The organism is Sphingopyxis sp. (genome assembly GCF_035998965.1).
In the GTDB taxonomy this organism is placed as follows: Bacteria; Pseudomonadota; Alphaproteobacteria; order Sphingomonadales; family Sphingomonadaceae; genus Sphingopyxis.
In genome coordinates this window covers 73,303-87,265 of sequence record NZ_DASYHE010000096.1, presented here as the reverse complement: position 1 = coordinate 87,265, position 13,963 = coordinate 73,303, and the positions used below count along the sequence as shown (strand labels likewise).

Genomic DNA, 13,963 nt, shown 5'->3' with positions numbered 1-13,963 from the left:
GCACGTCCGCTTTTGGGCAGCAACTGGCTACCCCAGCATCAGCGCAGAACAGCTTTCCCCATAGCTCGGCTCATGACCACCGCGGTTCGGGCATCGAAGACTTTCCGACGCCCGCCGGCGTCCGAAACTCTCAACGTTTCCGGACAGGCTGCTCTTAGGCTAGAATTGAAAAAAGCGGACATTCACAGGCGCCGACACGTCTCGGCGAATGACCAGGGATGTCATCATCGCATCGCTCGAGTCTATCACTGCCATGACCGCGGCCCAGATCGTTGCGGAATCTGTCCTGCCGAACGATTGTTCTGAGAGGTCCTCGAAAGGGGAAAGGTCATCCGATGGAGGCCCATGACTTTTGGAACCTCGCCGGCCGGGCGGGACGCTGGGGCGATGAGTTCCAGGGCAACATCATCTGTATCGACCCGCAGGACGAGAATGCATGGCCCACCGGTGTCCCGGCCCGCGCGCGATATCCAATCAAGCGCGAAAGCGATGCGGTCCTAGAGAGCGGCCATGGTCTCGCCGATTATCTCGACAAGCGCGCGTCGAACGACGAGGCCGCCACAGAGGGTTCCGACCAGTTCGAACAGGTCGGCGCCTATCTGCTATCCAACTTTCTGCGCGAGGGCTCGATCGCGGACGCGGGCTTCGCCAAGCGCCACAGCGCGGACATTATCGGGCGCTTGGAAGCGAGCCTTTCGGCCCTGGCTGCGCAGATTGAAATCGACGCCAAGATCGTGGCGCGACATCCCGGCGTTAGCGCTCTCGGACTTCAGCGATTGCTCAAGGCGTTCCGCGCATATGAAGGAAATATCGAGAATCTCGTCCCTGCAACTGTAGAAAGCGACGATAGCTACGACCGGTTCATCACCATCATGCGCCGGATCAATACTTACCTGTTTCCGGCCTACCTGCTCCCACCATCGCACCGAGTCTGCTTGCACGCGATCTCGCGCACCGCGCGCAGGTCACGGCGGCAGGCGGTATCAACAAGCGTCTTGAGCGCCGCCTCCATGAGCTTGCGGCCTCAATCGGTGTGGATAGCGCCGCGCAGGTGGGCTGTCGCAAACGCCTTGGCCACGGCACACAGATCCTACGCGAGTGGGGTGGTCAGACCCATCGCGTGACCGTCGAGGCCGAAGGCCGCTATCTCTACAACGGTCAGACCTGGAGTTCGCTGTCCGCGATTGCCCGCGCGATCACCGGCGCACGCTGGTCGGGACCGCGCTTCTTCGGAACGCACTCGTGAAGAAGTTGCGCTGCGCCATTTACACCCGCAAGTCGACCGAGGAGGGGCTCGACATGGCGTTCAACAGCCTCGACGCCCAGCGCGAGGCCTGCGAGGCCTATGTCACCAGCCAGAAGGCCGAAGGTTGGGTGCTGATTCCAACCGCCTATGACGATGGCGGGTTCTCAGGGGGCACGATGGACCGCCCAGCCCTCGCGCAGTTGCTCGCTGATGTGCGCGCCGGGAAGGTTGACGTGATCGTCGTCTACAAGGTCGACCGCCTCACCCGCGCCCTGTCGGACTTCGCGCGGATCGTCGATGTCCTCGATGCGGCTGGCGCCTCGTTCGTTAGCGTGACCCAGGCTTTCAACACGACGACCAGCATGGGACGCTTGACCCTCAACGTCCTGCTGTCCTTCGCGCAGTTCGAGCGCGAGGTCATCGCCGAGCGCGTGCGCGACAAGGTGGCACAGTCCAAGGCGCGCGGTATCTGGATGGGTGGTAACGTGCCGCTCGGCTATGATGTGCAGGACCGCAAACTGCTCGAAAACCCGACCGAGGCATCCACCGTCGCGCACATCTTCCGGTCCTATCTGGACCAGCCGTCGGTGCGGGCATTGAAGGAAAAGCTCGACATGCAGGGCGTCCGCACCAAGGTACAGCAGGGCAAGACCGGGCAGCGCGGAGGCGTGCCGTTCTCGCGCGGCGCCCTCTACTGGCTGCTGTCGAACCCGATCTACATCGGCAAGCTGCGCCACAAGGACAAGCTGCACGATGGCCAGCACGACGGTATCGTTCCGCTGGAGCTGTGGGATGCGGTCCAGGCGAAGCTCAGGGACTCTGCCGCCGAACGCGGCAATGCGACAACAGGCAATAGCACCGCCCTGCTCACAGGCATGATCCATGACGCAGCCGGTCGGCGGATGTCGCCCTCGTTCACGGTGAAGGACGGCCGACGGTACCACTATTATGTGTCGAGCATCAGCAAGGACATTGATCGCGGTCTCTCTGGTGCATCGGCAGCACAGGTCGCCCGCGTACCTGCACGGCGTCTCGAAGCCGCAGTGCGCGAAGCCCTACGGGCGCTTCTTCTGGACGAGGCTCAACTTGCCGGTCTGTTTGGTGATGGCGATACCGCCACGACGCGGCGACGACTGGCGACCGCGGTGGAACTGGCGCGGCACTTCGGACCGCATGCAATAGATGGCGCGCACTCGCTGCTTGCCCGCTTGGACTTCGCCATCGTCATCCATCGCGATCGGGTAGAAGTCAGCGTCGCCCGCTCCGCGCTGCTTGCATCGCTCGATCACGACGTCAGCCCCGCAGCCGATGATGACCGGCGTATCGCCGTGATCGTCGATACCAACATCACTCACCGCAAGCGCGGCGCTCGCCTCGTGATCGCACGAAAATTACGCGACGAAAACACTCCCGATCCGAAGCTAGTGGCTCTCGTAAGAAAGGCGCATCAAGCACGCGCCGCGTTATTCTCGAACGCCGCCCCCCGTGGCAACCGTCACATCGAACGCCTAGCCCGGCTCGCCTATCTCGCGCCCGACATCACGTCTGCGATTCTTGACGGCACCCAGCCTGCGACCTTGACGAGCCGGAGCCTTCTCAAGCTTCCTGGCCTCCCGCTCGAATGGACCGAGCAGCGGAAAATGCTAAAGTTCGCATGATCGCTGGCTGCTGCGGTGGCCACAATAATCACCCGCAGAGACGCCGTGCCCTTCCGTTATGATCTCGGGCAATCGCGCCTCGGTCTCTGACCACAACTAGAATCCAGCTCGCGAGAACCCCGCTGGACTGCGGCGTTCGAAGCACAAGCACACGATATAATCGAATTATATCAATATCTTGGGTGTGGGTGGTGCACCCGACTGGATTCGAACCAGTGGCCCCCAGATTAGGAATCTGATGCTCTATCCTGCTGAGCTACGGATGCGCCGCCGTTCCTGTAGCGGGGCGCGGCGCGCAGCGTCAATTGGCCGGGGTCAATTTACGGCGTCGGGCGGCGCTATCGGCACCAGCAGTGGCATGGCGGCAATCCCGTCGTCGCGCAGCGCCTGCGCCTCCTGCGGCGAGGCCTGGCCGTGGATCAAATCCTCCGCCGCGCGGCCTTCGTGCATCGCGCGCGCCGCAGCGGCGAAATCGCGCCCGACCCAGCGCGACTGGGGCAGCATTTCGGCTTGCTTTGTCGCAATTTCAGCGATCACCTTGCGCACCAGTTCGGGCGATATTGCACCATGTTCGGCAACATTATCCGGCTTTGCGTGACTCGTGATCGTCATCTGGTTCGACTTTGCGCCGATCCGCGGCGCCATCACGGCCTTTTTGACATCGCTGTCGCCACACACCGGGCAATTGATCAGGCCGCGCGCCTGTTGATCGGCAAAACTGTCGCTGCTCGCGAACCAGGCTTCAAACCGGTGATCCCCGGCGGCGCAGCAAAGGTCAAAAACGATCAAGGTCAGGCGAGACCGAGCAGCGGATCGAGAGCGCCCCGCGCGTCGAGCGCCGCCATGTCGTCGCTGCCGCCGATATGCTGTCCGTCGATGAAAATCTGCGGGACGGTGCGCGCGCCGCCCGCGCGTGCAACCATCGCGTCGAATCCGGCGCGATCCATCGTGACATCGATTTCCTGATATTCCACACCCTTGCGATCGAGCAACGCCTTCGCGCGCGAGCAATAAGGGCAGAGGAATTTTGTAAAAACTTCGATCTTGGCCATCGCCTATCCTGTCATCATCTGAACCGTCATATCGGAATCCAACGAAGCAAAGTCAAATATGTTGCTCGTCATCAGCGCGTCGGGAACCACCCGAGCCCAGGTGAGCGCCGACACGCGCGCTGCGCCGCTGCGCCGCAGCACTTTCGCGGCAGCGCGCAACGTCGCGCCGCTCGCATGAACATCGTCGATCAGCACGATATGGCGCCCCGCCGCGCGGGTTTTCGCATCATCCGCCAGCGCGAACGCCCCGGCGACCATCTTTTCGCGCTCGCGCCGGCCCTTGCCGCGAAGCGAGGCGGTCGATTTGATGCGCAGCAGCAGATGATGGTCGCGCGTCGCGCCGCTAATCCGCGACAATTCGTCAGCAACCAGCGCGGCCTGGTTAAAACCGCGCGACCACAGCCGCCAGCGGTGCAGCGGCACCGGCACCAGCACAATGTCATCGGCGCTGCCGAGCGCCGCCAATTGCCGCGCCATCAGCCGCGCCATCAATCGCGCGTGGCCGGTTCGCCGCCCATATTTCAGGCGGAGCGCCACAGTGCGCGCGACCGAACCATAGGCAACCGCTGCTGGCGCGCCTTCGAACGGCGGCGGACTGGCAAGGCAGGCGCCACATGCGATCGACCCGCCCGGCAGCGCCACGGGCAGCGGGATCGAGCAGTGCGAACAGGCGGGGCCGTCAAGAAAATCAAGCGATGCCCAGCAGGTCAGACAGAATTGCCGGTCCTCGCCCACGATGACGCCGCAACCGGGGCAGCGCGGCGGCAACGCATAATCAGCGACCGCGCGCGCCAATATCCGCAGGCCGCGGAGCCATGCCGCCGCCGTCGTGCCTGTATTTTCGACTTCCCCCGTCGCCGTTGCCATCTCCGACTTGTGCCGCATCGTCCGGGGCGGCACAAGCGCGGCATGTCGCCGCCGCCACGCCCGCTTTTTTCTGCCGCTCGCCACCGCGCCCAGCGCGACCGGCTCGCGCGCCTGCCTGCGTCGGCCAATTTCCTCGCCCCGATCATCGCCGAAACGCTGCTCGACCGACTGGCAATGGTGAAACGCGATTTCCCGCGCATTCTGCTCATTGGCGCGCATGATCAGGCACTGGCCGACCATTTGCGGGGTATCGGCACCGAACTGACGATCATCGAGGCTGGTCCGCGGCTGGCCGTCGCCAGCGGCGCCCTGGTTGCCGAAGCCGATGCGATCGATCTGCCCTTTGCCAGCTTCGACCTGATCGTGTGGCCCGGCGGTCTCGACGGTGTCAACGATGTACCGGGCGCGCTTGTGCGCCTGCACGCGTTGCTGGCGCCCGACGGGTTACTACTCGGCGCCTATCTGGGCGACGGCAGCCTGCCCCGGTTACGGCGCGCGGTGATGACCGATGGCGTGCGCCCGATCGCGCGACTGCACCCACAGATCGACCTCGCGGCGATGGGCAATCTGCTTCAACGCGTGGGCTTCACCCTGCCTGTGGTCGATGTCGAAACACTGACGGTGCGCTATGGCGACTGGCGGGCTCTGGTCCGCGATCTGCGCGCGGCGGGGCTGGCAAGCCGCCTGTACCCTGCCCCGCCGCCGCTAACCCGCGCCGAGGTACAACAGATCGCAATCGCTTTCGCTGCGCAGGCGGATCCGGACGGCCGCATCGCCGAAAGCCTGCGCATCGTCCATTTCAGCGGCTGGGCGCCGCATCCGGACCAGCCGCAACCGGCCCGGCGCGGCAGCGGCCAAACCTCGCTCGCCGCCGCGTTGAAACCAAAAAGCTAAATCAACGCCTCCAGCAGGCCGATCAGCGGCTTATCGGCGGGTGGCATGTCCAGGCTATGGAGTTCGACCGGGCGCACCCAGCGAAGCGCGCTGGCGTGCTGCGCCACCGGCGTGCCATGCCATTTGCGGCACACATAGAGCAGCAGCAACAAATGCCGGTCGCCCAGCATGTCGCTGGCGAAACAGGCGGGGGCCAGGCACGCCTGCTCGACGTCGATGCCCAATTCCTCGGCCAGTTCGCGGACCAGCGCCTGTTCGGGCGTTTCGCCAGGATCGACCTTGCCGCCCGGAAACTCCCATAGTCCCGCCATGGACAACCCTTCCGGACGCTGCTGGACCAGCAGGCGCCCGTCGCGGTCGACCAGTGCGGCGGCGACCACAAACAGGCTGGTTTTTGGCAGTTTTCCGGGGCTGGGCGCGGACAAATTGTTAACCTTCCTGTGCGAACATCGGCATCCTCGGGAACTACACTTCAGTCAGGGGTGGAACAATGCGCAATCTTTACAGGCTGATGCGGTCGACCAGGGCCGCCACAGCCGTCGAATATGGGCTGATACTGGCCCTCGTCTTTCTTGCCGCGGTCAGCACAATTACCGAAGTCGGCAATTCTACGATGAATATGTGGGACACAGTTTCGACATCGGCGACGAATGTCATGTGATCCACTGTCCGATTATGGGACCTGGCGGACAATCTATCCTGGTTCCGCCATTAAGATTTTCAAAACCTATTCGCCGTAAACCAGCCAGTGTTGACCCAGACCAGACCGTCAACAGGGTAAGTGATATCAGGAGACCAGTCATGAAGTTCATCAAAAAGTTCGTTCGCGATACCAAGGCCGCAACCGCCATTGAATACGGCCTGATCGCCGCTCTGATCGCCGTCGCCGGCATCACCGCCATGGGCGCGGTTGGCAACAGCGTCACCAGCACGTTCAATAAAGTCGATGCCGGCCTGAAAAAGAGCTAATCGGCACCGCCGCCCGGGTATCCGGTCGGAGAAAAAAGGAAAGGGCGGTCGTTACGACCGCCCTTTTTTTGTTTAGCTAACGGCTGGCATAGACGACAATTTTCACCTTCTGCCCTGGCGTCAACCGGCTCGACGCGGTCAGCCGGTTAAGCACTTGAAAACGCTCCGCCTGATAATTGCTGTACGCCATGCGCCGCGCCAGACTGGCCATCGTATCGCCCCGGCCCACGGTCACCACATCGATCCGACGCGGCTTGATCGCTGCGGCTTCGGCGGCGCTGAGGCGCCTCACGCTGTTGAACATGGAATTGAACACCCCAGTGCCCCCGGCTTTTGTCAGCGTGACAAAGTGGAACGCGCTGCTGCGCGAGAATTCATATGCAAAAACGGTCACGTCAACCTGTCCCGACTGGCTGGCGACGCGCGCGGTCGAATAATAAGCGGTAATACCATTGACCGTCGTGCGCTGGACCGCGCTTGGGCTGATCGCGGTGTAGCCCGCTACCGATTTGAACGCCGCGGCCATATAGGCGTTGATGTCGCCGTTATACGGCCCGGTCGTAAACTGCGCCTGCCCGCCATTGCCGCCGATCGTCACCGCTGCCGTGCCATTCTGCATCCCGTAACCACCCGGCACCGCAAAACGCAGCCGCAGGTCTGGGTGCAGAAACTCGTTACCCTCGACCACCCCCTGCGCCGGGTCGTCGCCATACAGCACATTATCGACGGCAGCGAGAAAAGCATCGGCGTTGCGCGTCCCACCGGTCCCGCCAGCGCGGCTTGCCAGCGTTTGCGCGTTGCGGACGCGTGAGGCGGGGTCGGGGTGGGTGCTCGCCCACGCGGGCAAAGACCGCGCGTCGCCGCCTGACAGCCGCGCGTCGAGATTGGTCTGATTGGCCAAGCTCGCCAGCATCGTCGACAGGGCCAGCGGATCATAGCCTGCGCTGCGCAGATATTGGACGCCGAGCTGGTCGGCCTGCAATTCCTGACTGCGCGAAAAGCCCAGTGTCGCCATTTGCGCGACCTGCATCGCATTGTTCTGGAGGAGGCCGCCGAGCCCGCCGAGTACGCCGCCGCTGTCACCGATCGCACCGCCCAGCACCGCACCGAGCACCCCGAGGATCTGGTTGCGCGTCGCCGCCGACTGCCGCTTTTTGCTGTGCTGCGCCGCGACATGGCCAACCTCATGCCCCAGCACCCCGGCCAGTTCGGCCTCGTCGTTCATCAGCGCCATGAGCTGGCGGGTGACATAGACATAGCCGCCCGGGATCGCGAAGGCGTTGTTCACAGGCGAATTGAGCAAGGTGACGGTAAAATCGCTGCGTGCATTCGACAGCCCCGATTGCAGCGCGATATTCTGTCCGACGCGGACCACATAGGCCGTCTGCGGGCCGTTATACGCGCCGCCAAATTCCGCCATCAGCTGCGGATGCGCCTCATCGCCCTGCTTCCGTTCGGACGGGGAGATGCTGGTCGCGGTCTTGATCGCTTTCAGCTGCGCATCGGCGACGCCGGTCACAGCAAGGCTGCACAATGCAGCCGATGCCGCCAGCTTGATCGCCATGCCATTCATTCTTTTTGTCCGGGTCATCGATGCGCCTCCCACATGCCGTTCGTCGTTCCGGGATATACCCTATTGACCGCGGCGCAAACCGCACCTGAACGGCGTTAGGCGCGCCGCGGCCGCAACATGGATCGTGAACGCAATTTGCGGCAATCGAGTTCCGCTGCGGCGTCGGTCAGGCGCGCCCCATGGCCAAAAATTTCTCCTCGCGCGCCGCCAGGATCGTGTCGCGCGGCAAGCCCGACAGGCTATCGAGTTCCTGCGCGATCGCATCACCCAGCGCGGCAATCGCCATGTCGGGATTACGATGCGCGCCGCCGACGGGCTCGGGGACGATACGATCGATGATCTTCAGCCCCAGCAGATCCTGCGCCGACATTTTCATCGCCGCCGCGGCATCGGCGGCCTTGTCCGACGTGCGCCACAGAATCGACGCGCAGCCTTCGGGCGAAATCACCGAATAAACGGCATGTTCGAACATCAGCACGCGGTTCGCGGCGGCGAGCGCAATCGCGCCGCCCGAACCGCCCTCGCCGACGATCGCCGCGACCATCGGCACACCAAGCGCCAGGCATTGCTCGGTCGAGCGGGCAATAGCCTCTGCCTGACCGCGCTCCTCGGCCTGGATGCCCGGAAACGCGCCCGAGGTATCGACCAGCGTTATCACCGGCAGACCAAACCGGTCCGCGAGCTGCATCAGGCGGATCGCCTTGCGGTAGCCCTCGGGCTTCGCCATCCCGAAATTATGCTTCATCCGCGACGGAATATCGTCGCCCTTTTCATGGCCGATAACCATCACACGGCGGCCGCGAAAGCGCGCCAGCCCGCCCAAAATCGCCTGATCGTCGCCGAAATTGCGGTCGCCCGCCAGCGGCATCCAGTCGTCGAACATCTCGGCGACATAATGTTTGAAATGCGGTCGGTCGGGGTGGCGCGCGACCTGCGTCTTTTGCCACGGCGTCAGCTTCGTATAGATATCGCGCAGCAATTTCGAGGACTTGTCCTCCAGTCGCGCGATGTCATTGTCGATGTTGAGCGTGGGATCGTCGCCCATTTCGCGCAGTTCGGCAATTTGCCGATCGAGCGCGGCGACCTGTTTTTCGAAGTCCAGAAAGGCTGTCATCGTGGGACCGCTAAGCCGATGGCGCCGCAAGGTCAACGTCTGCCGACTCCGGCCGAACGTCCATTTGCGCGAGCGGATGGCGGTGGTTAACCAGTTCGACCAGGCGGCGGCTGTCGACATGGGTATAGATTTCGGTCGTCGCGATGTCGGCGTGGCCCAGCATCAACTGCAACGCTCGCAGGTCCGCCCCGCCTTCGAGAAGATGGGTGGCAAAGGCGTGGCGCAGCACGTGCGGGCTGACCGCGGTCGGATCGATCCCCGCGCGGCCCGCCAAATCACGCAGCATCTGGAACAGCCGGACGCGAGAGAGATGGCTCTTGCCGGACGGGAACAGCCAAGGCGAACCGTCGGCGATGAGCGGCAGCCAGCGGTCAAGCGCGCCGCGCGCGCGATCCGACAACGGCACCAACCGCTCCTTGTCGCCTTTTCCCCGCACGATCAGATATTCGCGCTCGCCAGCAATCGCACGCCGTGGCAGTGCAACCAGCTCACTCGCGCGCAGTCCCGATCCATAAAGAAGTTCGAGCAGCAACAGCATCCGTACTGCCGCAGCGGCTGGCGCTTCGCCCGCGGCTTCCTCTTCGGCCTGTGCAAACAGCCGCCCGACATGATCGTGCGTCAGGATGCGCGGCAGCGGGCGCCGCGTCGTTGGCCGTGCAATATCGAGCGCAGGATTGTCGGCGCGGTCGCCTTCGTCGAGCAGAAAGGCAAAGAACTGCCGTAACGCCGACAGCTTGCGCGCCGCACTGCTGGCGGCAAGCGACTGATAGTCAGCCATCAATCGGCGCAGCGCCGCCACATCGGCATCGGTCAGCCGACCGGTCACAAACTCCGCCGCCTGCTCCAGATCGCGGCGATAGGCGGCCAGCGTGTTACGCGAGGCGCCGCGCTCGGCCGCCATCATCTCCAAGAAGCGGTCGATCGCTGCCCCGTCAGACATCGTCTGACCGCGCCATCAAACGGTCAGGTTCAGACACGCACCAGCGCTTCGGCGGCGATCATCCGAGCTTCGGACGCCAGTCCCACCTCGCGCAGTGCGCGGACGATGTAATAGAGATGATAGGGCGGCACTTTCGACCATTCGCCCTGCATCCCTGTCGCGGCCAGCAACGCCACCATCCCGGGTTCGCGCCGCTCGGCAGCCGCCATGATCGCGCGCGACCAGCGCGTCTGTTTGCCCAAATCGACGCCGAGGCCGCTCGCTGCCGACGCTGCGGCGTCCGTCTCGATCCGCCCGAGCCCCGCCAGCCCGGCGAGCAAGAATTTCGACCGCAGATAATCGGCGCTGTCGTCATCGCCCGAAAACTGCCCGACGGCGCCAGCGGTGGTGCCGTTCAGGGGTCGCGGCGAACCGACCGCCAGCACGCCCCATGCGCGGCTGCCTACAGTTACGGTCGGCACCCAGGCGATGGCGTTGGCGTCGTAACCGCCCGCCAGAATCGAACCCAGCAATTGCCACGGATCGCTGCCGACATCGGTGCTCACCGGCAATGCTGCGGCGGCGCGCGCGGTTGCAACCATCGCCGCGTAGCTTTGCATCGGCGCCGTCCCAGCGCTCCAAAGTCCCTGCATTGCCGCATAGCGGTCGGCGCCATTCGCGGCGCCAAAGGCGGCGCGGAGCTGGTCAGTCTGCGCCGCCAGCGCCTCCGACGGTTCCTCCTCGCCCGCCGCCGCGCTCAGCAACGACAGATAGGCTTCACTCGACAGCACTCCGCGCGCCGCTGCTTCCGGCGCCGCGGCAACCCGACTTGCCATGTCGGTCATCGGCGCGAGGACGGTCCACCCCTTCATATGGGCGGGGATCGACGTGCGCAGCGGTTCGGGGACCGGGACGGCCGTCGCGGTCGCCATGCCGAACCGCCAGCTTGTCAGCCGATCGACATTATCCCATTCGATCGTGGTCGATCGCCGTCCGCTGCCGGTGGCGCCGAGCACCCGCTCCGCGAGCAGAATGTCGAAGTTGGCAATCTTGCCACTCGATCGCACCCGGCCGATCGCCCACCCTGCGGGGCCAGCCTCGCCCGACAAGCCCGAACAAATCGCCGCCGCCAGCCGCCAGGCCTGCTCGTCGCCATGGGCCAGACCAGCGGGAACATAAGGACACATGCCCGCCGGATCGGCGTTGGCCAGATAGGTCTGCTGCGCCGCCGCCACCAGGCGCGGGCTGGCCCGGTCATAATCGACCGCCTGAACGATCCAGCGCGCCGCGATCGATTCGCCCATCCGGAGCAGAAGCGACGCGCGGTCGGCGGCCAGGTCGGCGCCGTTGATCGTCGCCGGGGTATCGATCGCCGATACCAGTGACCGCCGCAGCAGGATCTGACCCCAGCGCGACGCAAGCTGGCCGTTGGTCCGCCGCATGATCGCCGCGGCATATTGACCGCGCACACCAAAGGCATCGGGTGCGAGCCCCCCGGTTTCGGGGGTCAATGGTCCGATCCGCGTCAGCAAACGCCGCGCGCCGGGCGGAAGATCATATTTCAGCGTGCCAGGCGCGACCTCTTCGCCATCCTCGCCCTCCTCATCGGCAGCCTCGCCGGGCGTTCCGGCCGTGTCGGTGGCGCTTACCGTCGAGGTGACCGGCGGCGGGGTCGCACCGTTTTTCGGGGTCGATGTTGGCGTAGGTGCTTGCGATGGGGTCGGCGTCGGACGCGGTGCCGGCGTGTCGGGAGGATTGCCAAAACCTTCGGGCAGCAGCGATTCCTGCGCGAGCGCGGGCAGCACCAGCGCGGCCGCCAGCGCAGTACCCGACAGGGCCAAAGTCAGCATCAGCGGTTTTTTTGTCATCACGCCGCGCTTTCGGCAATCTTGTCGGCCACGTCCACCTCAATCCTTCGCGCCCGGACAGCCGGACCTGCAATTATCGGCGAAAACCGTTGTTCCGCGCGTCTCGAACGGTATAGCCGCGCCCACGATGTCGCGAAACCCGAAAAGCCCGGCTGCTGCCATTCCCGCGTCGATCCGCGACCGGTCGATCGTGCTGGTCGGCTTGATGGGGTCGGGAAAATCGACCGTTGGCCGGCGCTTGGCCCAGCGATTGGGGATGCGGTTTGCCGACGCCGACGACGAGATCGAGCGCGCCGCCGACATGACCATCGCCGATATTTTCGAACGGTTCGGCGAGGCGCATTTTCGCGATGGTGAGCGGCGGGTGATCGCGCGGCTGCTGGCCGGCAAACCGATGGTGCTGGCGACCGGCGGCGGTGCCTTTATCAACGACGAAACACGCGCGCTGATCCTGCGCGACAGTCTGTGCATCTGGCTCGACGCCGACATCGAGACATTGGTCGAGCGGGTCGGTCGCCGCAGCCATCGCCCCCTGCTCAAGAACCGCGACCCGCGCGAAGTGCTTCGCGACCTGGCGGCGGTGCGAAACCCGATCTATGCCGAAGCCCATCTGCGCATCGGTTCGGCAAGCACGCCGCATGATCACACGGTACGCGCGATCATGGAGGCATTGGCAGCGTGGAAAGACCCGCAATGGAACAGCTGACCGTCGAACTCGGCAACCGCAGTTATCCGATCCTGATCGGCGATGGACTGATCCGGTCGATCGGAACGCATGTGGCGCCGTTGCTGAACCGGCCGCGCACGATGATCGTCACCGACGCGCATGTCGCTGAGCATTATCTGGTGCCGCTCGGCACCGCGCTGGCAATGGAGAATATCTCCTTCTCTTCCTTCGTCCTCGAACCCGGCGAGGCAACGAAAAGCTGGGCCGGGTTGGCACGGTTGACCGAATGGCTGATCGGCGAAGGCGTCGAACGCAGCGATCATGTCATCGCGCTTGGCGGCGGCGTCATCGGCGATCTCGTCGGCTTCGCGTGCAGCATCGTGAAGCGCGGCTGTCACTTCATCCAGGTACCGACCACCCTGCTCGCACAAGTCGACAGCAGCGTTGGTGGCAAGACCGCGATCAACGTCGCCGCGGGAAAGAATATGATCGGCGCCTTTCACCAGCCCGCGCTGGTCGTGATCGACCCCGCGACGCTCGCAACGCTGCCGCGCCGCGATCTCGCCGCGGGCTATGCCGAGGTGGTCAAATATGGCCTAATCGACGATGCCGACTTTTTTGGCTGGTGCGAAGCGAATGGCGCGGCGCTGCTGGCGGGCGACAGGGCCGCGCGCGCGCAAGCCATCGCGCATAGCGTCGCTGCCAAGGCGCGAATCGTCGCCGCCGACGAGCGCGAGACGCAGGACATCCGCGCGCTGCTTAACTTGGGTCACAGCTTCGGCCACGCACTGGAAGCCGAAACGGGTTATTCGGCCAAACTGCTGCATGGCGAAGCGGTCGCCGCGGGCATGGCACTGGCGCATCGTTTCTCGACCGCGCAAGGCCTGTGCTCGGCCGCCGATGCCGACCGCGTCGCTGCGCATTTTGCAGCGGTTGGTCTGCCGCACGATCTGGCAAGTGCTGGGGTGGCGGCGGACGGCGCGACACTGGCGGGTCATATGGCGCATGACAAGAAGGTGCGCGGCGGCAAACTGCCACTGATCCTGACCCGCGGCATTGGTCGGAGCTTTGTCACGGACGAATTCGGGCTGGATGTGGTGGCGGCGTTTCTGGACGCTACGGCCTAGAAGAACCTC

Annotated in this window: 15 protein-coding genes and 1 tRNA gene; 7 read left to right on the top strand and 9 right to left on the bottom strand. The window is 64.4% G+C overall.

Annotation, left to right across the window (positions count from 1 at the left end):
- Positions 1-919 precede the first annotated feature (919 nt).
- Entirely contained in the window at positions 920-1,246 is a 327-nt protein-coding gene (locus tag VGN68_RS17625; protein ID WP_327478561.1) for a DUF2924 domain-containing protein, read from the top strand.
- The gene (locus tag VGN68_RS17620; protein ID WP_327478559.1) at positions 1,243-2,904 is read left to right on the top strand and encodes a recombinase family protein; all 1,662 of its coding nucleotides are present in this window, start codon (positions 1,243-1,245) and stop codon (positions 2,902-2,904) included. Before VGN68_RS17625 ends, VGN68_RS17620 begins: the two co-directional genes overlap by 4 nt.
- 189 nt (positions 2,905-3,093) lie before the next feature.
- Here VGN68_RS17620 and VGN68_RS17615 read toward each other — a convergent pair.
- From VGN68_RS17615 to VGN68_RS17600, 4 genes are all read right to left on the bottom strand, one after another.
- A tRNA-Arg gene (locus VGN68_RS17615) sits at positions 3,094-3,170 on the bottom strand.
- Positions 3,171-3,219: 49 nt separating this feature from the next.
- The gene (locus VGN68_RS17610; RefSeq protein WP_327478557.1) at positions 3,220-3,693 is read right to left on the bottom strand and encodes a DUF1178 family protein; all 474 of its coding nucleotides are present in this window, start codon (positions 3,691-3,693) and stop codon (positions 3,220-3,222) included.
- 2 nt (positions 3,694-3,695) lie between these two features.
- On the bottom strand, positions 3,696-3,956 hold the full coding sequence (gene grxC / locus VGN68_RS17605; protein WP_327478556.1) for a glutaredoxin 3: 261 nt from the start codon (positions 3,954-3,956) through the stop codon (positions 3,696-3,698).
- 3 nt (positions 3,957-3,959) lie between these two features.
- Positions 3,960-4,823: a ComF family protein gene (locus tag VGN68_RS17600; RefSeq protein WP_327478553.1), complete on the bottom strand. Its 864-nt coding sequence runs from the start codon at positions 4,821-4,823 to the stop codon at positions 3,960-3,962.
- 42 nt (positions 4,824-4,865) lie between these two features.
- Between VGN68_RS17600 and VGN68_RS17595 the strand changes: the two genes are divergently transcribed.
- The gene (locus VGN68_RS17595) at positions 4,866-5,717 is read left to right on the top strand and encodes a methyltransferase domain-containing protein (RefSeq protein WP_327478551.1); all 852 of its coding nucleotides are present in this window, start codon (positions 4,866-4,868) and stop codon (positions 5,715-5,717) included.
- Here VGN68_RS17595 and VGN68_RS17590 read toward each other — a convergent pair.
- Positions 5,714-6,142, bottom strand: coding sequence for a (deoxy)nucleoside triphosphate pyrophosphohydrolase (locus VGN68_RS17590; protein WP_327478549.1), 429 nt, complete (start codon positions 6,140-6,142; stop codon positions 5,714-5,716). The genes VGN68_RS17595 and VGN68_RS17590 overlap by 4 nt on opposite strands.
- Before the next feature lie 65 nt (positions 6,143-6,207).
- Here VGN68_RS17590 and VGN68_RS17585 point away from each other — a divergent pair, with 65 nt between their 5' ends.
- On the top strand, positions 6,208-6,378 hold the full coding sequence (locus VGN68_RS17585) for a Flp family type IVb pilin (RefSeq protein WP_293698564.1): 171 nt from the start codon (positions 6,208-6,210) through the stop codon (positions 6,376-6,378).
- Positions 6,379-6,518: 140 nt separating this feature from the next.
- Positions 6,519-6,686, top strand: coding sequence for a Flp family type IVb pilin (locus VGN68_RS17580; RefSeq protein ID WP_327478544.1), 168 nt, complete (start codon positions 6,519-6,521; stop codon positions 6,684-6,686).
- A 76-nt stretch (positions 6,687-6,762) separates the two neighbouring features.
- Here VGN68_RS17580 and VGN68_RS17575 read toward each other — a convergent pair whose 3' ends face one another.
- The 4 genes from VGN68_RS17575 to VGN68_RS17560 all read right to left on the bottom strand — a co-directional run bounded on the left by VGN68_RS17575 (position 6,763) and on the right by VGN68_RS17560 (position 12,160).
- Entirely contained in the window at positions 6,763-8,250 is a 1,488-nt protein-coding gene (locus tag VGN68_RS17575; protein WP_327478542.1) for a M48 family metalloprotease, read from the bottom strand.
- A gap of 175 nt (positions 8,251-8,425) precedes the next feature.
- Positions 8,426-9,373, bottom strand: a complete 948-nt coding sequence (locus VGN68_RS17570) for an acetyl-CoA carboxylase carboxyltransferase subunit alpha (protein ID WP_327478540.1) — start codon at positions 9,371-9,373, stop codon at positions 8,426-8,428.
- 10 nt (positions 9,374-9,383) lie between these two features.
- Complete coding sequence (locus VGN68_RS17565) at positions 9,384-10,313, bottom strand: tyrosine recombinase (protein WP_327478538.1); 930 nt, start codon at positions 10,311-10,313, stop codon at positions 9,384-9,386.
- Between the two features lie 29 nt (positions 10,314-10,342).
- The gene (locus VGN68_RS17560) at positions 10,343-12,160 is read right to left on the bottom strand and encodes a hypothetical protein (RefSeq protein ID WP_327478536.1); all 1,818 of its coding nucleotides are present in this window, start codon (positions 12,158-12,160) and stop codon (positions 10,343-10,345) included.
- Positions 12,161-12,287: 127 nt separating this feature from the next.
- On the opposite strand from VGN68_RS17560, the gene VGN68_RS17555 reads away from it, so the two are divergent.
- Together VGN68_RS17555 and aroB are read left to right on the top strand one after the other, a co-directional pair.
- Positions 12,288-12,866, top strand: a complete 579-nt coding sequence (locus VGN68_RS17555) for a shikimate kinase (protein WP_327478534.1) — start codon at positions 12,288-12,290, stop codon at positions 12,864-12,866.
- Positions 12,854-13,954, top strand: a complete 1,101-nt coding sequence (gene aroB, locus VGN68_RS17550) for a 3-dehydroquinate synthase (RefSeq protein ID WP_327478532.1) — start codon at positions 12,854-12,856, stop codon at positions 13,952-13,954. The genes VGN68_RS17555 and aroB overlap by 13 nt, the downstream gene beginning before the upstream one ends.
- Positions 13,955-13,963 lie beyond the last annotated feature (9 nt).

Coding starts and splice junctions, on each gene's coding strand:
- grxC (WP_327478556.1), bottom strand. CDS start 3,956: ATGGCCAAGATCGAAGTTTTTACAAAATTCCTCTGCCCTTATTGCTCG.
- VGN68_RS17600 (WP_327478553.1), bottom strand. CDS start 4,823: ATGGCAACGGCGACGGGGGAAGTCGAAAATACAGGCACGACGGCGGCG.
- VGN68_RS17595 (WP_327478551.1), top strand. CDS start 4,866: ATGTCGCCGCCGCCACGCCCGCTTTTTTCTGCCGCTCGCCACCGCGCC.
- VGN68_RS17585 (WP_293698564.1), top strand. CDS start 6,208: ATGCGCAATCTTTACAGGCTGATGCGGTCGACCAGGGCCGCCACAGCC.
- VGN68_RS17580 (WP_327478544.1), top strand. CDS start 6,519: ATGAAGTTCATCAAAAAGTTCGTTCGCGATACCAAGGCCGCAACCGCC.
- VGN68_RS17575 (WP_327478542.1), bottom strand. CDS start 8,250: ATGGCGATCAAGCTGGCGGCATCGGCTGCATTGTGCAGCCTTGCTGTG.
- VGN68_RS17570 (WP_327478540.1), bottom strand. CDS start 9,373: ATGACAGCCTTTCTGGACTTCGAAAAACAGGTCGCCGCGCTCGATCGG.
- VGN68_RS17565 (WP_327478538.1), bottom strand. CDS start 10,313: ATGTCTGACGGGGCAGCGATCGACCGCTTCTTGGAGATGATGGCGGCC.
- VGN68_RS17560 (WP_327478536.1), bottom strand. CDS start 12,160: ATGACAAAAAAACCGCTGATGCTGACTTTGGCCCTGTCGGGTACTGCG.
- VGN68_RS17555 (WP_327478534.1), top strand. CDS start 12,288: ATGTCGCGAAACCCGAAAAGCCCGGCTGCTGCCATTCCCGCGTCGATC.
- aroB (WP_327478532.1), top strand. CDS start 12,854: ATGGAACAGCTGACCGTCGAACTCGGCAACCGCAGTTATCCGATCCTG.